The organism is Puniceibacterium sediminis (genome assembly GCF_900188035.1).
GTDB lineage: Bacteria > Pseudomonadota > Alphaproteobacteria > Rhodobacterales > Rhodobacteraceae > Puniceibacterium > Puniceibacterium sediminis.
Window position 1 is genome coordinate 94,656 of record NZ_FZNN01000011.1, and the last position, 19,095, is coordinate 113,750.

Consider the following 19,095-nt stretch of genomic DNA (forward strand, 5'->3'; position numbering starts at 1 on the left):
ACGGTCGGATCTGCGTATTTCCGACAGAGAAGACGGGGGTGGCGTCAGGCGGTCAGGGCAAGCGTGGACAGCAGCCGGGCGGCCTCATCCCGGGGATGGGCCAGAGCATCGCGGTTTTCACCGGGGAAGAACCGCGCGCGGGTGGCCGTTCCCATCGGGCGGGGCGACAGGATCTGCACCCGGGGGCCGGTTTTTTCGGTTTCGGCCTGCCAGCTGCGCGCCAGGGCGATTTGCGCGGCCTTGGTGGTGCCGTAGTGGCCAAAGAACTTTTCGCCGCCGCGCGGGTCGTCAAAGAACAGCGCGGTTCCGGTGGTGCCCAGCAGGGGCGCGATATAGGGGATCAGATGGCCCATCGCGGTGAGGTTGATGGACACGGATTTTGCCCAATCCTTGGCGTCGATATGGTTGGCCGGGGTCAGGGGGGCGGCATGGATCGCCGGATGCGCCCAGAGCGCGACGCTGCCCCAGCGGTCATAGATCGAGCGGCAGAGCTGGGCCATCGCCTCGGGTTTGGTGATGTCCATGGGGGCGAGTGTGGCCTGACCACCGCGCGCCTTGATGCGGTCATCAAGGTCTTCTAGCCCGCCAACGGTACGGGCGACGGCGACGATGTGATGTGTGTCGGACAGGGCCTCGGCCAGGGCAAAGCCAAGGCCGCGTGAGGCACCGGTGATGAGGGCGATGGGCTGTGTCATGGCGGGGTGCATGGGCCAGTCGCGCGGCGGGGTCAAGAGGTTGGCGTGCCGGAGCGGCGTGGTTTTCGGCCTTTGGGGATTCCTGCAGTGCCGTTGCCGCCTGGGCCCGTGGTTCAGCCGCCCGGCATTTCGAGCCATTGGGCGCGACCGTTCTGGCCCAATGCGATGCGCGCGGCATCGATTGCATATACGGTGTCCTGCCCGAGCCGATCACCCAGCGAGACCCGCGCCACGCGCCCGTCCGGCAGGCGCAGGAGTGCCTGAGGGGCGGCCTGTGTGCCAAAGGTGCCCAGCAGGACAAGCCGGTTGAGGTTGATTTCGGTCCGATGTGTCGCAGAGCGTGCGACGCTGGTGGGTGTTTGTGTGGTGGTGGTCTGTGTCATGTTTCCTGAACTGTCATTCCGCAAAGTACGGCGCAGCTATGCTGCGGCGCGGCGAAACGAAAGCCCGTGAAATCAGATCGTGGCAGGATCGGCAGAAGCCTGCTTGCCCATCGGTTGACGCCGGCCTAGTCGCGCGTCAGGTGCGGGCGAATATCCTTGCCTGAGGCTGCGTAGATATCGAGCAGTTCATCAAAGGAAATGCCGTTTTTCTGGCCCTCGGCCAGCGGACCTTCGGCGATGATGAGGCGCGGGCGTTCCAGCCCGGTGCCGGGAACCAGCGTGCCATGGGCCGCGTCGCCGAAATGCGGCAGGTCATTGGCCACCGTCGCAGGGATCGAAGTGACGGGTGCGCCGTCTTCGGTCGAGCCATCGAGATAGGCATAGAAATCGGTGGGGGAAACCTCGGCCCAGAGGCCGAAAAAGAAAACTTCGGTATCGCTGCCGCGCAGGGGCAGGAGGATCACGCAGCGCAGGAACCGGCGGTTGTTGAGACGGCAGAGTTCCGAGGAGAGTTTGTCATCGCCGACCTTGAGCATCTCTTCGCTGCGGGGGCCGTGGGGCCAGTCATCGGGTTCTTCGAAACCAATGTCGAAGACGCCGGAGAAATGTTTCCCACAGCACGGGCAGGCGCGTAGGGGGTCATTGAAACGCCGCCAGCGGGCATCAAGATCAAGCAGACTCATTGAAGTGAACCATCCCAAGCTTTGCGATAACTGTTTAGCCAATCTTCAGGGTAAGGGTTTGAAGATTCGTGAAGGATACTAGAATAGTCAGGTAAAAACACCGCAGATTATTGTTATCGCGGTCCCGATTATTGCCCCGTGCGGGATGATCCAAGTCGCGAAAAGTCGGGATTTTTTCCCGAGATCCGCATTTGGAACCGCTTAAATATTTCAGTGTCCGCGCCAGAATGAGGGACGCCTTGGAGCAAGGTCCGTAAGGATGCCTTTGACCAGCAGCGCCGGTTGGACTGTTGTCCCTGGCGCGGCGCTGCTGGTCATCATTGTCATTCGGCGGCGGTCTTGAGTTTGAAGCCTTTCTGGATCTGATCGGCAGGCTCGACCGGGTATTCGCCGGAGAAACAGGCGTCGCAATACTGCGGCTGCTTGGGATTGCGGCCCTCAGCCTCGCCCACGGCGCGGTAGAGACCGTCAAGCGAGATGAAGCGCAGCGAGTCGACGTTGAGATGTTCGCGCATCTCTTCTTCGGTCATGGTCGCGGCGAGCAGTTTTTCCCGCTGGGGCGTGTCGACGCCGTAGAAACAGGGCCATGCGGTGGGCGGCGACGCGATGCGAAAGTGCACCTCGGCGGCGCCGGCATCCAGGATCATCTCCTTGATCTTGCGCGAGGTGGTGCCGCGCACGACCGAATCGTCGACCAGGATCACCCGCTTGCCCTTGATCAGGGCACGGTTGACGTTGAGTTTCAGACGCACGCCCATGTTGCGGATCTGTTCGGTGGGTTCGATGAAGGTGCGGCCCATGTATTGGTTGCGCACGATACCCATGCCGTAGGGAATGCCGGATTCATGCGCAAAGCCGATGGCCGCCGGGGTGCCGGAATCGGGCACGGGGCAGACGAGGTCGGCATCGACCGGAGCTTCGCGGGCCAGTTCCACACCGATCTGACGGCGGGTTTCATAGACCGAGCGGTTGCCGATGATCGAATCGGGACGCGAGAAATAGACATGTTCGAAGATGCAGAAACGCGATTTCTGCGGGCGGAAGGGGCGCAGGGATTCGACGCCCTTTTCCGCAGAGATCACCACCATTTCCCCCGGCTCGATCTCGCGGACATATTCCGCGCCGATGATGTCGAGCGCGCAGGTTTCCGAGCTGAGAACCCAGCCGTCAGCGACCTTGCCCAGTACCAGCGGGCGCACGCCCAGCGGGTCGCGTACACCGATGAGTTTGGTGCGGGTCATGGCAACGACGCTGAATGCGCCCTCGACACGGCGCAGGGCGTCTTCCATCCGCTCGGGGATGTTACGCTGAAGCGAGCGGGCCATGAGGTGGATGATACATTCGCTGTCCGAGGAGGACTGGAAGATCGAACCGCGTTCGATCAGCTCGCGGCGCAGGGCGTCGGCATTGGTGATGTTGCCGTTGTGGGCGATCGCCGCCCCGCCCATGGAAAATTCACCAAAGAAGGGCTGAACGTCGCGGATCTGGGTTGGTCCCTTTGATCCGGCGGTGGAATAGCGGACGTGGCCGATGGCAAGCGGGCCGGGCAGTGTCTGCATCAGCGACTGAGAGGTGAAGTTGTCGCGGACATAGCCAAAGCGGCGCGCCGAGTTGAAACCGTGTTCTTCGTCGTGGCTGACGATTCCCCCGGCTTCCTGTCCCCGGTGCTGCAGGGCGTGCAGACCAAGGGCTACGAAGTTTGCAGCATCCGTGACGCCGATCACGCCGAAGATACCGCACTCCTCTTTCAGTTTGTCATCATCAAAGGGGTGGGCGGGAGGCATCTCGAGATCCAAGGGGCAGCTCCGAATCCGTTGCGTGAGGTATGGGGCACTCATAGGCGCTTGTTACCTATGTGTCACGGAGGGATCACAGCGCAAGTGCTGCGGTGCAACATTTCGTTAAGGATTGTGGTCGGAATTATGAGCACAGGGTTAAGATTTGTCCCGAATTTGCAGCAATTCGACAGGTGATTAGGCGTCATCTTCGGGTTCTACGATCATACCGGGCAATTTGAAGCGCACCGTGCTGCCCTGTCCGCCCCCGGTTTTGTCGACCCGGATCGTGCCCCGGCGGGCCAGAATGAGGTTGCGCACCGCCAGCAGGCCGAAACCGCTGCTGGTCTGGCAGACACCGTTGTCGGAAAACAGGTTTTCCGCGTCAGCAAAGCCGTTGCCATTATCGGTGACCGCCATTTCAATATATTCGGAACCCGTTTCGCTGGGTTCAAGGTCGATCTTTACCGAAAGCTGGCCCTTTCCGCCATGCTTCAGGGCATTGTCCACCAGGTTGCGCAGAACGATATGAACGGCCGTCATGTCGGCGTAGAGCATATGGTCGGGCCAGGTGATGCGATGCGCGCCGGAAGGGTCGAGCACGGCGGCGATGTTTTCGCACAACACGGCCAGTCTGAAGGTTCTGGGCGGGGTTTCCATGGTTCGGGACTGGCTGACCTTGAGCACATCCGAAATCAGAACCGAAGCCTTTTCCGCGATATTATCAAGGTCGTCGAGCAGGTCGATCTTGCCATCGCCCATGTCGACAAAGTCTTCGCGCAGTTCCGAACCGATATAGCGGATGTGACGCAGCGGCGTGCGCAGGTCATGGGCCGCAAGAGAGACAAACTGCTCCATTTCGGATTGTTTGGTCTGCATCTGCGCGCAGAGTTCCAGCGCCTTTTTTTCGGTGGTTGCATTGATGACGGTGGCGACCACATGGCTGATTTTGCCATCGCCGTTCAGCACCGGCGTCAATCTGGTGCGCAACCACAGGTTGCCATTTTCGGATGGCCATTCGGTGTCATAGGAGCAGGGCTGTGCGCTGTTCATCGCTTCGATATGGCGGGACAGCGCGTTCTGGCCGATGCGGCCGGGAAATACCTCGTCAAAGGTCTTTCCCTGAACCTGTTCAAGTGTGCAGGTCAGGGAATTCCGCGCCACGGCGTTGAAAAAGGCGATGCGCGGCACGCCGTCCGGATGCGGCACAAAGACGTAGATCGCCGTTGCGATGTCGTCGAAAGCACGGAAGTCATTCTGCTGCATCATGCCGGGTTCCTAGAGGAAACTGGGCATAAGAGGGGGGCTACGGGTTAAAAAAACATGAATCTGGCTGAGTCGCGGCCCTGCCGAACCGATCAGGCGTCGTTCGGTCCCGGTGCGGCGCAAACATCGACCAGCTGTTCATATTGCGTGGTGATCCAGCCAAGCGCCTGTTCGGGATTCTGTTCTTCGATCTTGGCGGTGAAGCGGGTGAAAACGGCGGCAGAGCGGCTGTCGTCGATCATCGGAACATCCTGCGAGGTCAGCACCGTGCTGTAGACAAAGAAGGCCACCGCCACCAGAAGCACACCGCGCGCAACGCCGAACAAAAAGCCAAGACCCTGATCGATGCCGCCAAACAACGACCGCTGCACCAGCGAGGAAAGAAGCGGCGTGAAGAAGGACACGACGATCAGCGCGGCGGCAAAGACCCCCGCAAAGGCGGCGATAATGCTGAGTTCGCAGCTGTCGGACAGAAAAGAGCCGATCATCGGCAATTCCTTGACCAGCGGCTGCACCTGTGGCGCGAACAGGAGGGCGATGAAGCCGGCAAAAATCCATCCGGCAATCGCCATGACTTCGCGTACCAATCCGCGCGAATAGGCAAGTAGCGCCGATAGCACGATGACGACGGCAACGATGCCATCCACTGCGGTAAAACCTTCCATCGGCCTCTTGCCTCTTTCCTTTTTGGTGGCGCCTAACCAGCGCCGAACAGATCGCCCACAAAGGCAGTCAGATCGCCCATCTGCTGGAGCTTCATGCCTGTGGCCGCCCCCGCTTTGCCGCCCGACGGGGCGATGGCGCTGGTGAAACCAAGTTTCTGCGCCTCTTTCAACCTGTTTTCGGTCTGGCTCACCGGTCTGAGAGCGCCAGATAGGCTGATTTCCCCGAAAACCACCGTTTCCGGGGGGAGTGCGACGTCTTCGCGCGCGGAAAGCAGCGCGGCGGCAACGGCCAGATCGGCGGCCGGTTCGCTGATTTTCATCCCGCCGGCCACGTTCAGGTACACATCGAGCCCCGCAAAGGGGATGCCGCAGCGCGCTTCGAGCACGGCGAGAATCATCGCAAGCCGCCCGCCGTCCCAGCCGACAACCGTGCGGCGGGGTTGGGAATGCGGGCTGGGCGCGACCAGTGCCTGGAGTTCGCAAAGCACCGGGCGGGTGCCTTCGATGCCGGCAAAAACCACCGATCCCGGGCTGGGCTGGCCACGTTCGGACAGGAACAGCGCCGAGGGGTTGGTGACCTCGGCCAAACCCGCGCCGGTCATCTCAAACACGCCGATTTCATCCGCCGGGCCAAAGCGGTTCTTGACCGCGCGCAGGATGCGGAACTGGTGGCCGCGTTCGCCCTCAAAGTACAGCACGGTGTCGACCATGTGTTCGACAACGCGCGGCCCGGCGATCTGGCCGTCCTTGGTGACATGGCCGACAAGGATCACCGACATGCCAGAGCGTTTGGCGAAAGAAGTCAGCTCATGCGCGGCGGCACGGACCTGAGAGACGCTGCCCGGGGCGGATTCGACATTGTCGGACCACATGGTCTGGATCGAATCGATGATCACCAGATCCGGGCGTTCCTGTTCCAGCGTGGTCAGGATGTCGCGCAGATTGGTCTCAGCCGCCAGTTTCACCGGTGCGTCGGCAAGGCCAAGGCGTTGCGCGCGCATCCGGACCTGAGCCGAGGCTTCTTCGCCGCTGGCATAGATCACCTTGAGTCCCGCGCGGGCGAACATCGCGGCACCCTGTAGCAGCAGCGTGGATTTACCAATGCCGGGGTCACCGCCGACAAGGATGGCAGAGGAGGGCACAAGCCCGCCGCCCAGAACGCGGTCAAGTTCCGACAGGCCCGAGGCAACGCGCGGCGGGGCGGGTTCGGTGCTGGAAAGGTCTGTCAGCGGCACGGCGCGGCCACGTCCCCCAAGGCTTTTCTTGGCGGGACCTGCCTTTGACAGGGGGGCCTCTTCGGAAATGGTGTTCCAGGCGCCACAGGCTTCGCACCGCCCGGCCCATTTGGTGGTGGCGTTGCTGCAGGCGGCGCAGACGTAATTGGCGGAAGCTTTGGCCATGGCGATCTTGTGGCCCAAGGGGGCGGGCATCGCAAGGGGGTGTGTCGCGTCAGGTTTGCGCCACGGGCGCGGTTCAGAACAGCGTCACGATCCAGAGGCCAAGCAACCCCAGAACCAGCGCGCCGTTGAGCCAGTCAAGCAGCCAAAGGCGGCGCACGGGCAGGAAGGCCGAAACGAAGAACACTGCGGACAGTGTGAGCGGAACGGTCAGGCCCTGACCCTGCGCCAGCATGCGGGCGGCGGGGCCGTACCATGGGTGCGTCGTCAGCCCCAGCGCCGGGGCAAAGGTGGTCAGGATCGCAGCAGCACAGAGCAGCAGGACCGCCAGCGCCAGAAGGCGGCTTGGTCCGCGGCCCGCCGCACTGCGGACCAGCGCGAGGACCAGCAGCAGTTCAAGAAACACGAACCGTTTGACAAAGATCAGGGCGATCAGGGTCGGGTTGGGTTCGAAAAGGCTCATGTGGCACCTGTGTTGGGGCGGGCGCTCAGGCCCCGGTGTAGCGCCGTTCATAGCGCGCGCCAAGCGAGGTCAGGATTTCGTAGCCGATGGTTCCGGCGGCCTCTGCAAGGGTGTCGATGTCCTGATGTCGACCCAGAAGATCAACCGTATCGGGCGCTGTTTTCAGCGCGCTCACATCCACAGCGATCAGATCCATGGAAATGCGGCCAATGATCTTGCAGCGCGTGTCGCCGACATAGACATGTGCCCTTGGCCCCATGGCGCGCAGGATGCCATCGGCATAGCCCGCCGCAATCGTGGCCACGCGGGTGACGCCCTGAGCGACCCATGAATTGCCGTAGCCGACGCTTTCACCAATGGCGACATCGCGGGTCTGGATCACCGGAATCGACAGTTGCACAACGGGCCGCGCATCATCAAAGGGCTGGCCGCCGTACATCCCGATGCCGGGGCGCGTCACGTCAAAATGATAATCCGGCCCCAGCAGGATGCCGCCCGTCGCGGCGAGCGAGCGCGGCGCGTCGATCCCGTCTGTCATCTGCTGAAAGACGTGCAGCTGCCGGGCATTCATCTCATGCGTGGGCTCATCGGCGCAGGCAAGATGGCTCATCACCAGTGTCGGATGCTGGGCGAGGGCAATTTCACGCAGGGCGGACCATTCCGATGGCTCCATCCCCAGACGGTTCATCCCGGTATCCAGCTGGATGCCAAAGGAATGCCCGGGCAATGCCTCGACGTGGCGCAGCATCTGGTCGACCGAGTTGATCATCGGGGTCAGTTGCGCGGCCTTCAACAGCGGCGCGTCGCCCGCCATATGGCCGGAAAAGACGTTGATTTCGGGGCCTGATCCCAGCGCCTTGCGCAGGGCGGCGCCTTCTTCGGCGAGGGCGACAAAAAAGCGCCGCACGCCTTCGATGGCCAGCATGTTGGCAACACGCCCGGCACCAAGGCCATAGGCATCCGCCTTCACCACGGCACCGGTTTCGGTGTCCGAATTGGCGGAAAGGCTGCGCCAGTTATGGCGCAGTGCGGCAAGATCTATAGTCAAAACAGTTTGAGCCATGGCGCCGTATTTGGCACGTTCCATCCGGGCGTCAAGCGTAAACATGTCGCGCGCGATCTGTGGCGTCCTGTGGTCGGCAAATTATGCACCGCCGGGCGGCACTCTTTGGTTGAGCGGCCCCGCCGCCGGGGGTATGCCACGGTTATGAATATGCAAATCACACCCGAATTCGAAACCGCGCTTCAGCGCCGGATCGATACAAAGACAAAACCGCAGGGTGCCCTGGGCCTGATCGAGGATCTGGCTGCACAGGTGGCGCGCCTTCAGGGCCGGCTGGATCCGGTGATGGAAAGCTGTGCGCTGATCCTCTTTGCCGCCGATCATGGCATCGCGGAGGAGGGCGTTTCGGCCTATCCGCCAGCGGTCACCCGGCAGATGGTGCTGAACTTTGCCGGTGGCGGGGCGGCGGCGAACGTCTTTGCCCGAGCGGGTGGCATCGACCTGCGGGTGGTCAACGCCGGGGTTATCGGCGGGCCTTTCGATCTGCCACAGATCGAGGATCGACCGCTGGGCGAGGGCACGGCGAGCTTTCTGAACGGGCCGGCGATGTCTGCGCAGCAGTTGGACCGGGCGCTGGAGATCGGGCGCGACCTTGGGGCCGATGGAACGTTCCAGGCGATGGCTTTTGGCGAGATGGGCATCGGCAACACCTCTGCCGCGTCGGTCATGGCGCACAAGCTGACCGGCATGGCGCTGGACACGCTTGTGGGGCGCGGTACGGGCCTTGAGGATGCTAGTCTGGCACATAAACGTGTGGTGCTGGGCACGGCGGCAGCGCGGACCGGAGAGTTGTCGGCGCGCGAGGTTCTGCAAGAATACGGCGGTTTCGAAATCGCAATGATGACCGGCGCGATGCTGGGCGCCGCCGACGCGGGCCGGGTGGTGCTGGTGGACGGGTTTATTGCCAGCGTTTCGGCGCTTGCCGCCTGCGCATTGGACCCCGGCGCCCGCGCGGCGATGGTGTTTGCGCACCGATCCGCCGAATCCGGGCATGGTGCCGTGCTGGATGCGCTGGACGCCGCGCCGCTGCTAAGTCTGAACATGCGGCTTGGCGAAGGATCGGGGGCTGCGCTGGCCTGGCCGTTGCTGCGCGCTGCGGTTGCCATGCTGAACGAAATGGCAAGCTTTGAGTCGGCCGGCGTGTCGGGACCGGCCTGACGTGGGACAACCGTTTCAAGAGAATGCAAAGACCGAATGGGGGCTGTTCCTGCTGGCGGTGCAGTTCCTGACCCGCCTTCCGGTGCCCCGGGATCTGCCGTTTTCTGATGATTTGCTGATCCGGGCGACCAAATATTACCCGCTGGTCGGTCTGCTGATCGGTTCGATCGGGGCGCTGGTATTGGTCATTTCCGAAGGTTGGCTGGGGATGCCGGTGGCGGTGATCCTGTCACTGGCGGCGACGCTGGCAGCCACGGGGGCGTTTCACGAGGATGGTCTGGCGGATGCAGCTGACGGGCTTTGGGGCGGGTTGACGCGCGAGCGGCGGCTGGAGATCATGCGCGACAGCCGTATCGGCACCTATGGCGCGGTGATGCTGGGCGTGGTGCTGGCGCTGAAGGTCACGCTGCTGATGAGTTTCGCACCCGGGGTGGCGGCCTGGCTGCTGATCCTGGGGCATGTACTGGGGCGGATGTCTGCGGTGCATGTGATCGCCACCACGGGATATGCCCGCCACAGCGGGGCAAAGTTCGTTGCCCCCACGGTGACACCGGATGGTTATCGTGTCGCGCTGGTCCTGTCGCTGGTTGTGCTGTTCGCAGGGATGCTGGTGCTGGGGGCTGGTGCGGCGCTCTGGGGTCTGATGCTGTGTATCCTGTTGGCACAGGCGGTTCGGCGGATCTGCCTGCGCAAGATCGGGGGCTATACCGGCGACTGTCTGGGCGCGACCCAGCAGTTTGGTGAGTTGGGGATCTATCTGGGCGTTGCTCTTTGGCTATAACCCTTGTGCGCCACACCCGGCCGGATGTGGCCGAGGGGCTGTGTTACGGGCGCACGGATTTGGGGCTGGCGGCGGGATCCATGGCAGATTGTGACGGGGTGATTACCCGGCTGTCATGCCCGACGATGGTGGTTTCTTCGCCTTTGGAACGATGCAGAGTGCTGGCGAGCCGGATTTCGGGGGCCTTTGGCGTTGAACAGACGGTGTCGCAGGACTTTGCCGAGATGGATTTCGGGCATTGGGAAAACCGCCGCTGGGATGACATCGGGCGCGACGCGCTGGACGCCTGGGCGGCGGATTTTCTGGGATACGCCGGACATGGCGGCGAAAGTGTCGCGCAGCTGCGTGACCGTGTGGCGCGGGGACTGGACAGCGTTCCCGAGGGGGCGCTTGTTGTGACCCACGCCGGTGTGATCAAGGCGGCGCTGGTGCTGCGCGGCGACGCGGCGGGCTGGGATCATCGCCCCGGTTTTGGTGCGGTGGTCAGGGTCTGACAGGCGTGCTCGGGCGTCCCACCCGGACCCGCCCTAGCCCGCCTGTGCGCCATGCGGCGCGGGATGTTGATAAGTGGGATCGAGATTTTCAGTGGGGCGTTGCCTGGCAGGGCCGGGAATCTGCCGAGAAGCGGTTCAGGGGCAGCTGTGCCCCTGAACGCGCATCGACCAGTGTTTGGCGATTCGTCCGCGCGTCAAGGACGCGTGCCGCGCCGCGGCAAGCCGCGGTGGCCTGCGGCCATCCCTGACGCGCAGACGAATCGCGATTGTGGGGTTAAAAGCTGCTGTCGTCGTTGTTCTGCCAGGGTTTCACGAGGTTGCCGAAGCGGGTGAACTGACCCTCGAACGACAGTTCCACGGTGCCGATGGGGCCGTGACGCTGTTTGCCGATGACGACTTCGGCCTTGCCGTGCAGGCGTTCCATTTCCTCTTGCCAGGCGGCCATCTTGTCGAGGTCGTGATCGCCGGGCTTTTCGCGTTCCTTGTAGTATTCTTCGCGGAACACGAACATCACCACGTCGGCGTCCTGTTCGATCGAGCCGGATTCACGCAGGTCAGACAGCTGCGGGCGCTTGTCTTCGCGGGATTCGACCTGACGCGACAGCTGCGACAGGGCGATCACCGGGATGTGGAGTTCCTTGGCGATGGCCTTGAGGCCCATGGTGATTTCCGAAATCTCGTTCACCCGGTTTTCGGATTTTCCGGTGCCGCGCACCAGCTGGAGATAGTCGACCATCAGCACGTCAAGCCCGTGGGTCCGTTTCAGGCGGCGGGCGCGGGCGGCAAGCTGGCTGATCGGCAGGGCGGGCGTGTCATCGATGTAAAGCGGGCAGGCCTCAAGCGACTTGGCGGCATCGACGAAGCGGCGGAATTCGGCCTCTGTCATGTCGCCGCGGCGGATCTGTTCGCTGGGCACTTCGGAGGCCTCGGAGAGGATCCGGGCGGCGAGCTGTTCGGCGCTCATTTCCAGCGAATAGAAACCGACCACGCCGCCTTCGATTGCGCCTTCTGTGCCATCTGCCTTCAGGCCACGCTTGTAGGCCTTGGCGACGTTGAAGGCGATGTTGGTGGCCAGCGAGGTTTTGCCCATCGACGGACGACCGGCAAGGATCAGCAGGTCAGAAGGGTGCAATCCGCCAAGTTTCTTGTCCATGTCGGTCAGGCCGGTCGAGATGCCCGAAAGACCGCCTTCGCGCTGGTAGGCGGCGTTGGCGACGTTCACGGCGTCCGTCACCGCACGCAGAAAGCTTTGGAAACCGGATTCGGAATTGCCCTGTTCGGCAAGTTTATAAAGCGCCTGTTCCGCTTCGACGATCTGTTCGCGCGGTTCGTTGGCGACATCGACCTTGGACGCCTTGGCCGAAATATCGCGGCCAAGCGAAATCAGATCGCGGCGGATCGCGAGGTCATAGATCATCTGCGCATAGTCGCGCACCGCAAAGGAACTGATCGCGGCACCGGCAAGGCGGGCAAGATAAGCAGGGCCGCCAAGTTCCTTGAGGCCTTCGTCATCTTCCATGAACGCCTTGAGCGTCACCGGCGAGGCAAGGTTGTTCTTGGCGATGCGGGCGGCAGAGATTTCGTAGATACGGGCATGCACAGGATCAAAGAAATGATGCGCGCCGATGATCGACGCGACGCGATCATAGATGTCGTTGTTGGTCAGGATGGCACCCAGAAGCTGCTGTTCGGCCTCGATGGAGTGCGGCATGGTTTCCGGCGCCTGTACCTCGGCCCCTGTTGGATTGAATGCGGTGATTTCGTTCATCATCTGCCCCTGATCTCTGCTCGGATTCGCGCGCCGGTTGAACGGTCTTGCGTGTTGGGTCGTCATAACAAAAGCCGCAGGTTTGCCCTAGTGGGACAACTCTGGGGATAAGTTGCGGGAAATGGCAAAGCACCGCTGATGACCAGAAAGTTCATTCAACATACGGTATCTTTATGGCACCTGTCCACTATATCCGGGATGGGCAGGCGATTCTTTGCGTCGATTTATCCACAGGGCCGTGGGATATTTATTTTGTGTTCAACTGACGCCACTTGGCGGGATCGGTGAGGAAAGATTCAACTTCCGCGAGTGTTTTTGTGTCAAATGTGCCTTGCGTGCGGGCCTCGGCCAGCACGTCCCACCATGTGCAGAGGTGGTGCAGGGCCACACCGTGATCGCCCAGTGTCTTGATCGTTTCGGGGAAGATTCCGTAGTAAAAGATCACCGCCGTATGGGCGCAGGTGGCGCCGGTGTCGCGGATTGCATCGACGAAGCTGAGTTTCGAGCCGCCGTCGGTGGTCAGATCCTCGACCAGCAGCACGCGTTCGCCTTCGCTCATCGCGCCCTCAATACGGGCGTTGCGGCCGTAGCCTTTGGGTTTCTTGCGCACATAGGTCATGGGCAGGGCCATGCGTTCGGCCACAAGGGCGGCAAACGGGATGCCCGCGGTTTCGCCGCCGGCGATGTTGTCAAACGCTTCGAACCCGGCGTCGCGCATCACCTTGGCAGTCAGAAAATCCATCAGGGTCGAGCGGATACGCGGATAAGAGATCAGCTTGCGGCAGTCGATATAGACCGGCGAGGGCAGACCGCTCGCAAAGATGAAGGGTTCAGCCGCGTTGAAATGCACCGCCTTGATTTCCAGCAGCATACGGGCGGTCAGGCGCGCCATCTCTTCGGAGCTCGGAGCATTTGTGGGGATCATCGGATGGGCCTTTCGGGGTAGGGGCGGAGTCGGGATCAGGGCGTGACGGCCCAGTGCAGCGGAAAACCGGGATCAAAGACGGTGACGGAATCGCCGTCGGCGTCGATCTTGGCCGGATAGCTGACGGGCGCGCCTTTGGTCAGGGTCAGCGTTCCTTCGTTCACCGGCAGGCCATAAAAGGCGGGGCCATTGAGCGAGGTGAAGGCCTCGAGCTTGTCCAGAGCACCATCCTGTTCGAACACCTCGGCGAGGATCGACATGGTGTTGGTGGCGGTAAAGCAGCCCGCACAGCCGCAGGCATGTTCCTTGAGCGCATCCACATGCGGCGCGGAATCTGTGCCAAGGAAATAGCTCGGGTTGCCCGAGGTGGCAGCGGCGCGCAGGGCTAGGCGGTGCTCTTCGCGCTTGGCCACCGGCAGGCAGTAGTAATGCGGTTTGATCCCGCCAACGAGGATATGATTGCGGTTGATGACAAGGTGATGAGTGGTGATCGTCGCCGCCAGATCGGCTCCGCCTTCGCGGGCATACTGCGCGCCTTGGGTGGTGGTGATGTGTTCCATTACCACGCGCAGACCGGGGGTGGCGCGGCGGATCGGGTCAAGCACGCGGTCGATGAACACCGCCTCGCGGTCAAAGATGTCGACGGACGCGTCGGTGACTTCGCCGTGCATACAAAGCGGCAGACCGATTTCGGCCATCTTTTCCAGCACCGGGCGGACCTTGTTGAAATCGCTGACACCAGAGGCGGAATTGGTCGTGGCACCGGCGGGGTAAAGTTTCACCGCTTTGATGAGCCCCGAGGCATGTGCGGCGGCAACATCCGCAGGGTTGGTATCCTCGGTCAGGTAGAGCGTCATCAACGGCTCAAAACGCGCGCCTTCGGGCAGGGCGGCAAGGATCCTGTCGCGGTAGGCGGCGGCCTGTGCGCCGGTCACGACTGGCGGCACGAGGTTCGGCATGATGATGGCACGGGCAAAGTGGCGCGCGGTTTCGGGGGCCACGGCGCGCAACATCGCGCCATCGCGCAGGTGCAGGTGCCAGTCATCGGGACGGCGAATTGTAAGGCTCTGTGTCATGGCGATGCGGTTAGCACGGCGGCAGGCGGACGCGCCAGTGGATTTGCACGTTTCACGCAGGCGGGACGCCTCGGCAGGCAGTCAAAGCCGTTTTGCGCAGCATCCTGCGTCATTGCCCCCTGACACTGGATCGTTCCAACCGGGGTCTCCATGCGACCTATGCGCTATTGACCCGGCCAATCCTGCCGTGCAGCAAAAGGGGCACCCAACAGGAGCGAGACATGCAGATACCGCAATCCATCGACGCCGTTCAAAGCACGCTGGCCGATACCGGCTATGTCTGCGGGCGGGCCCTGGCCACGGTTGTCTTTCTGTCACTGAAACTGGGTCGGCCGCTGTTTCTGGAGGGCGAGGCGGGCGTGGGCAAGACCGAGATCGCCAAGGCGCTGGCGCTGGCGCTGGGTCGCCGCCTGATCCGGCTTCAATGTTACGAAGGGCTCGATGCGTCGTCTGCGGTGTATGAGTGGAACTTTCCAGCGCAGATGATCGCCATCCGCACGGCCGAGGCGTCGGGTGGGGCCGACCGGCAGGCGTTGAAGACCGAACTCTTCTCCGAAGAATTCCTTGTTGAACGCCCCTTGTTGCAGGCCATGCGTGGGGACGAAAACGGCGCGCCGATCCTGCTGATCGATGAAATTGACCGCACGGATGAACCGTTCGAGGCATTCCTGCTCGAAGCGCTTTCGGATTTTCAGGTCACCATCCCTGAACTTGGAACGATCCAGGCTCCCGAGCCGCCCATCGTCATTCTGACCAGCAACCGCACCCGCGAAGTGCACGACGCCCTGAAACGCCGCTGTCTCTACCACTGGGTCGACTACCCGACCTTTGATCGCGAGGTCGAAATCCTGCACGCCCGCGCGCCAGAGGCCGCCGAGACGCTAAGCCGCGAGATCGTGGCCTTTGTGCAGAAACTGCGCACCGAGGATCTGTTCAAGAAACCCGGCGTGGCGGAAACCATCGACTGGGCGAAATGCCTGCTGGCGCTGGATGTGATCGACCTGTCGCCCGAGGTGATCAGCGACACCCTTGGCGCGATCCTGAAGTATCAGGACGACATTCAAAAGATCCAGGGGTCTGAGGCCAAACGCCTGCTGGACGAAGCCCGCGCTTCGCTCGCCCCGGCCTGATGCCTCTTTTGTTTTCAGATACATCGGGGGTGTGGGGGCAGTGTCCCCACGGGTCCTGACATGCCAGAATACCTGCCGCTGGAATTGCCGGAAAACCCGAAGCTCGCCAATAACATCACCCATTTTGCCCGCGCCCTGCGTCGCGCGGGGTTGCCCATCGGGACGGGCCGGGTGATCGACGCCATTCGCGCGGTCGAGGCGGCGGGTTTCACCGACCGGCGGGATTTCTACTGGACCCTGCATGCCTGTTTCGTGAACCGCCCTGAACACCGTACGGTCTTTAACCAGATCTTCCGGCTTTACTGGCGCGACCCGCGATACCTTGAACATATGATGTCGATGATGCTGCCCGCCATCCGCGGCGTGCAGGAGGAAAAGCTTGCTCAGGCCGCCGAAAAGCGCGCCGCCGAGGCGCTGCTTGACGGGATGCAACCCGAGGCACCTGAACGCCCCGAGGGCGATAAGGAAGAGACAAAGATTGAGGTTGATGCCTCAATGACCATGTCAGCCGAGGAAAAGCTGCGCACCCTAGATTTCGAACAGATGTCCACGAAAGAAATAGCCGAGGCCAAGCGCATGCTTGCCCGCCTTACCCTGCCGGTGAAACCACTGCCGTCGCGCCGTGGCATGGCGGCGGTGAATGGGGCCAGAACCGACTGGCGGCGCACGATCCGCGCCGCGATGCGGCAGGGTGGCGAGATGCGCAGCCTGTCACACACCAAACCGCGCCCGCGCTGGCCCAATCTGGTGGTGATCTGCGATATTTCCGGCTCGATGAGCCAGTATTCCCGCATGGTCCTGCACTTTCTGCATGCCGTCGCAAATGAAAAGGGTGCCGGCTGGACCAAGGTCCATGCCTTTACCTTTGGCACCCGGCTGACCAACATCACCCGCCACCTTGCCACCAAAGACGTCGATGTCGCGCTCAAATCCGCGGGGGCCGAGGCGCAGGATTGGGAGGGTGGCACGCGGATCGGTGCGTCGCTGCATACGTTCAACCGGGACTGGTCGCGGCGGGTCATGGGGCAGGGCGCGGTGGTCCTGCTGATCACGGATGGGTTGGACCGGGATGACAGCGGCGCACTAAGCCGTGAAATGGAGCGGTTGCATCTATCCGCCCGACGTCTGATCTGGCTCAACCCGCTGCTGCGCTGGGACGGCTTTGCGCCCAAGGCTGCCGGAATTCGCGCGATGCTGCCACATGTGGATTCCTTTCGCGCCGGCCATTCTGTCCAATCGTTGCAGGATTTGGCCGATGTCATCTCGCGTCCCGACGACGTGGGTGAAAAGACCCGGCTGATGGCATTGATGGATGGCTGAAGCCTGAGCCGTTCAGGGCGGAAGTGTTTCAATCCTCGGCGAGGATTCGCCGAATAATTTCAACCTTCCGGGAACCCGAATGGCCCCTGTGCGCGTTCCATGTGCATACCACTGAGGTGGACACTGAAAGGACACGCGATGAAACCCGGATTTCTGAAATCCTCGACAGCCATGGTGCTGGTGGCAAGCCTTGCCGCCGCCCCGATCCCGAGCTTTGCCCAGACCGTAAGCCCCGAGACCACGGCGCAGACCGAGGAAGAAGCCCAGGCAGAACTGCTGCGCAAGAAGCTTGAAGAGGCGATTGAAGCTCAGGCCAAGGCCGAGGCCGAAGTCACCACAGAGGCGCCTGTCGACGAGTCGCTGGACGCTCCGATCGACGACACGGCTCCCGAAGCCGCAGAGGAAGCACCTGTGGAAGCACCTGTCGCCGAGGCTGAGGCTGCTCCGGAGGCCGAGCCAGCTGCGCCAGAGGCCGAGCCGCAAGCTGCCGAAGCTGAGCCCGCGCCGCAAGTCGAAGCCGAACCGCAAGCCGTCGAAGTCGAGCCGACCCCAGAGGCCGAAGCGCCGACCGAGCAGGCCACCGGAGCGAACGAAGCCGCGCCCGAGCCACAGGCGACCGCAGATATTGCCGTCGAACCCGAAGCCGCGCCCGAACCGGAGGCCACTGCCGAGCCCGAAGCAGCGGCTGAACCCGAGGCCACCGTCGAAACGGACACGCCCACAGAGACCGAAGCCACCGCTGATGCGCCTGTGGCCGAGACCGGCGACAGCCTGGCCGATAGCCTGAAAAAGCTCGCCGAAGGCACCGACGATTCTGCCACTCCTCCGGCAGAGGTCGAGACGACAGCCACGACCGAAGATGCAGCACCAATGGATTCTGCGACACAGGCCGAAGTTCAGGCCGAAGCCGATGCAGAGGCGCCCGCCTCATTGGCCGCGACCAGCGGTGAAGCCGATGCCGAGGCCGAAGTGATAGAGGAAACCGTCACCGAAGACACCGCGCGCAGTTCGGATGAAGAATTCGACACCAACCTCAAGGGTGAAGTGCTCCCGGAGGCCAAGGCAGCAGCGAAGGCCAAGGCCAAGAAGAAAGACGATGACGACAAGGGTCTGAGCAACTTTGAAAAAGCCGCCCTGTTGGGGATCGGTGCCGTCGCCATTGGCAGCCTGTTGCGCAAGAACGAAACCGTGGCCGCCAATACCGGTGACCGGGTGATTGCCGAACGTGACGGCCAGTACCGGGTGATCAAGAACGACGACGCCCTGCTGCGCCAGCCCGGATCCGACATTAAGACCTACAACTATTCGGACGGCTCGACCCGCACCATCGTCACCCGCGAAGACGGGAGCGAGGTCGAAACAATCCGCGCCGCCGATGGCCGCGTCCTGCGCCGCGCGCGCAATCTGCCGGATGGAACCTCGGTTCTGCTGTTTGACGATACGCAAAGCTCGCAAGCGGTCGAGGTCAGCAAGCTGCCAAAGGCCAGCACACGCCGGACGGTCAATTTCCGCGACATCAATGCCGACGATCTTGAAGCGACTTTGACGGCCGCGCAGGCCGCGAATGTGAACCGGACTTTCTCGCTCAGCCAGATCCGCAACATCAACGCGGTGCGTCAGCTGGTGCCTGAAATCAACGTGGACTCGGTGAACTTCGGCACGAACTCGTCGGTGATCCTGCCGGAAGAGGCCAAGGATCTGGCCGCCCTGGGCAACGCGATGCGCAAGATGATCGAACGCAACCCGTTCGAGGTGTTCCTGGTCGAAGGCCACACCGACGCGGTGGGCGCAGGTAGCTACAACCTTGCCCTGTCGGACCGTCGGGCTGAATCGGTGGCACTTGCCCTGACGGAATACTTTGCCGTCCCGCCGGAAAACCTTGTGGTTCAGGGGTACGGCGAAACTGACCTGATCGTGCGCACACCGAATGCTGAGCGGGCCAACCGCCGCGCTGCTGTGCGCCGGATCACACCGCTGCTGGATGGTGGCCGGAACTGATCCGAACCCGCATCGGGATTGAAAATTGGCCCTGCGCAGCGATGCGCGGGGCCTT

18 protein-coding genes are annotated in these 19,095 nt (G+C 62.5%); 6 read left to right on the forward strand and 12 right to left on the reverse strand.

What is annotated here, in order from left to right:
* Positions 1–44: 44 nt before the first annotated feature.
* The 9 genes from CHB75_RS12935 to alr form a co-directional block, all read right to left on the reverse strand.
* On the reverse strand, positions 45–695 hold the full coding sequence (locus CHB75_RS12935) for an SDR family NAD(P)-dependent oxidoreductase (RefSeq protein WP_089271232.1): 651 nt from the start codon (positions 693–695) through the stop codon (positions 45–47).
* 113 nt (positions 696–808) lie between these two features.
* On the reverse strand, positions 809–1,078 hold the full coding sequence (locus CHB75_RS12940) for a pilus assembly protein PilP (RefSeq protein ID WP_089271113.1): 270 nt from the start codon (positions 1,076–1,078) through the stop codon (positions 809–811).
* A 125-nt stretch (positions 1,079–1,203) separates the two neighbouring features.
* Entirely contained in the window at positions 1,204–1,761 is a 558-nt protein-coding gene (locus CHB75_RS12945; protein ID WP_089271115.1) for a DUF2199 domain-containing protein, read from the reverse strand.
* Positions 1,762–2,084: 323 nt separating this feature from the next.
* Positions 2,085–3,545, reverse strand: a complete 1,461-nt coding sequence (gene purF, locus CHB75_RS12950) for an amidophosphoribosyltransferase (protein ID WP_089271117.1) — start codon at positions 3,543–3,545, stop codon at positions 2,085–2,087.
* A 189-nt stretch (positions 3,546–3,734) separates the two neighbouring features.
* The gene (locus CHB75_RS12955) at positions 3,735–4,805 is read right to left on the reverse strand and encodes a PAS domain-containing sensor histidine kinase (protein WP_089271119.1); all 1,071 of its coding nucleotides are present in this window, start codon (positions 4,803–4,805) and stop codon (positions 3,735–3,737) included.
* An 89-nt stretch (positions 4,806–4,894) separates the two neighbouring features.
* Positions 4,895–5,467: a CvpA family protein gene (locus CHB75_RS12960; protein WP_089271121.1), complete on the reverse strand. Its 573-nt coding sequence runs from the start codon at positions 5,465–5,467 to the stop codon at positions 4,895–4,897.
* Between the two features lie 32 nt (positions 5,468–5,499).
* Positions 5,500–6,867, reverse strand: a complete 1,368-nt coding sequence (gene radA, locus CHB75_RS12965; RefSeq protein ID WP_089271123.1) for a DNA repair protein RadA — start codon at positions 6,865–6,867, stop codon at positions 5,500–5,502.
* 73 nt (positions 6,868–6,940) lie between these two features.
* Positions 6,941–7,327 (reverse strand): hypothetical protein, encoded by a 387-nt coding sequence (locus tag CHB75_RS12970; protein ID WP_089271125.1) that lies wholly within the window; start codon positions 7,325–7,327, stop codon positions 6,941–6,943.
* A 25-nt stretch (positions 7,328–7,352) separates the two neighbouring features.
* Entirely contained in the window at positions 7,353–8,390 is a 1,038-nt protein-coding gene (gene alr / locus CHB75_RS12975) for an alanine racemase (RefSeq protein ID WP_089271234.1), read from the reverse strand.
* Positions 8,391–8,540: 150 nt separating this feature from the next.
* Between alr and cobT the strand changes: the two genes are divergently transcribed.
* Genes cobT through CHB75_RS12990 form a run of 3 tightly spaced genes read left to right on the forward strand, consistent with a single transcriptional unit; the run spans position 8,541 to position 10,823 of the window.
* Positions 8,541–9,548 carry a nicotinate-nucleotide--dimethylbenzimidazole phosphoribosyltransferase gene (gene cobT, locus CHB75_RS12980; RefSeq protein WP_217898787.1) on the forward strand — a complete coding sequence of 336 codons (1,008 nt, stop codon included), beginning with the start codon at positions 8,541–8,543 and terminating at the stop codon, positions 9,546–9,548.
* A 1-nt stretch (position 9,549) separates the two neighbouring features.
* Positions 9,550–10,329 carry an adenosylcobinamide-GDP ribazoletransferase gene (cobS, locus tag CHB75_RS12985; RefSeq protein WP_217898788.1) on the forward strand — a complete coding sequence of 260 codons (780 nt, stop codon included), beginning with the start codon at positions 9,550–9,552 and terminating at the stop codon, positions 10,327–10,329.
* Positions 10,320–10,823, forward strand: coding sequence for a histidine phosphatase family protein (locus CHB75_RS12990; RefSeq protein ID WP_089271129.1), 504 nt, complete (start codon positions 10,320–10,322; stop codon positions 10,821–10,823). Before cobS ends, CHB75_RS12990 begins: the two co-directional genes overlap by 10 nt.
* A 274-nt stretch (positions 10,824–11,097) precedes the next feature.
* Here the strand turns inward: CHB75_RS12990 and CHB75_RS12995 are convergent, their stop codons facing one another.
* The 3 genes from CHB75_RS12995 to pyrC form a co-directional block, all read right to left on the reverse strand.
* Positions 11,098–12,591, reverse strand: coding sequence for a replicative DNA helicase (locus CHB75_RS12995; RefSeq protein ID WP_089271131.1), 1,494 nt, complete (start codon positions 12,589–12,591; stop codon positions 11,098–11,100).
* Positions 12,592–12,838: 247 nt separating this feature from the next.
* The gene (locus CHB75_RS13000; RefSeq protein ID WP_089271133.1) at positions 12,839–13,516 is read right to left on the reverse strand and encodes an orotate phosphoribosyltransferase; all 678 of its coding nucleotides are present in this window, start codon (positions 13,514–13,516) and stop codon (positions 12,839–12,841) included.
* A gap of 35 nt (positions 13,517–13,551) precedes the next feature.
* The gene (pyrC, locus tag CHB75_RS13005; RefSeq protein ID WP_089271135.1) at positions 13,552–14,592 is read right to left on the reverse strand and encodes a dihydroorotase; all 1,041 of its coding nucleotides are present in this window, start codon (positions 14,590–14,592) and stop codon (positions 13,552–13,554) included.
* A 221-nt stretch (positions 14,593–14,813) separates the two neighbouring features.
* On the opposite strand from pyrC, the gene CHB75_RS13010 reads away from it, so the two are divergent.
* From CHB75_RS13010 to CHB75_RS13020, 3 genes are all read left to right on the forward strand, one after another.
* Positions 14,814–15,722: an AAA family ATPase gene (locus tag CHB75_RS13010; protein ID WP_089271137.1), complete on the forward strand. Its 909-nt coding sequence runs from the start codon at positions 14,814–14,816 to the stop codon at positions 15,720–15,722.
* Positions 15,723–15,782: 60 nt separating this feature from the next.
* Positions 15,783–17,042: a vWA domain-containing protein gene (locus CHB75_RS13015; protein ID WP_089271139.1), complete on the forward strand. Its 1,260-nt coding sequence runs from the start codon at positions 15,783–15,785 to the stop codon at positions 17,040–17,042.
* A gap of 138 nt (positions 17,043–17,180) precedes the next feature.
* A complete protein-coding gene (locus CHB75_RS13020) occupies positions 17,181–19,040 on the forward strand; it encodes an OmpA family protein (protein ID WP_089271141.1) in 1,860 nt (619 codons plus the stop codon).
* The last annotated feature ends 55 nt before the right edge of the window (positions 19,041–19,095 follow it).

Bases quoted from the DNA above. Each gene is read 5' to 3' on its own strand.
- CHB75_RS12935 (WP_089271232.1), bottom strand. From the start codon at position 695: ATGACACAGCCCATCGCCCTCATCACCGGTGCCTCACGCGGCCTTGGC.
- CHB75_RS12940 (WP_089271113.1), bottom strand. From the start codon at position 1,078: ATGACACAGACCACCACCACACAAACACCCACCAGCGTCGCACGCTCT.
- CHB75_RS12945 (WP_089271115.1), bottom strand. From the start codon at position 1,761: ATGAGTCTGCTTGATCTTGATGCCCGCTGGCGGCGTTTCAATGACCCC.
- purF (WP_089271117.1), bottom strand. From the start codon at position 3,545: ATGCCTCCCGCCCACCCCTTTGATGATGACAAACTGAAAGAGGAGTGC.
- CHB75_RS12955 (WP_089271119.1), bottom strand. From the start codon at position 4,805: ATGATGCAGCAGAATGACTTCCGTGCTTTCGACGACATCGCAACGGCG.
- CHB75_RS12960 (WP_089271121.1), bottom strand. From the start codon at position 5,467: ATGGAAGGTTTTACCGCAGTGGATGGCATCGTTGCCGTCGTCATCGTG.
- radA (WP_089271123.1), bottom strand. From the start codon at position 6,867: ATGGCCAAAGCTTCCGCCAATTACGTCTGCGCCGCCTGCAGCAACGCC.
- CHB75_RS12970 (WP_089271125.1), bottom strand. From the start codon at position 7,327: ATGAGCCTTTTCGAACCCAACCCGACCCTGATCGCCCTGATCTTTGTC.
- alr (WP_089271234.1), bottom strand. From the start codon at position 8,390: ATGGCTCAAACTGTTTTGACTATAGATCTTGCCGCACTGCGCCATAAC.
- cobT (WP_217898787.1), top strand. From the start codon at position 8,541: ATGCAAATCACACCCGAATTCGAAACCGCGCTTCAGCGCCGGATCGAT.
- CHB75_RS12995 (WP_089271131.1), bottom strand. From the start codon at position 12,591: ATGAACGAAATCACCGCATTCAATCCAACAGGGGCCGAGGTACAGGCG.
- CHB75_RS13000 (WP_089271133.1), bottom strand. From the start codon at position 13,516: ATGATCCCCACAAATGCTCCGAGCTCCGAAGAGATGGCGCGCCTGACC.
- pyrC (WP_089271135.1), bottom strand. From the start codon at position 14,592: ATGACACAGAGCCTTACAATTCGCCGTCCCGATGACTGGCACCTGCAC.
- CHB75_RS13010 (WP_089271137.1), top strand. From the start codon at position 14,814: ATGCAGATACCGCAATCCATCGACGCCGTTCAAAGCACGCTGGCCGAT.
- CHB75_RS13015 (WP_089271139.1), top strand. From the start codon at position 15,783: ATGCCAGAATACCTGCCGCTGGAATTGCCGGAAAACCCGAAGCTCGCC.
- CHB75_RS13020 (WP_089271141.1), top strand. From the start codon at position 17,181: ATGAAACCCGGATTTCTGAAATCCTCGACAGCCATGGTGCTGGTGGCA.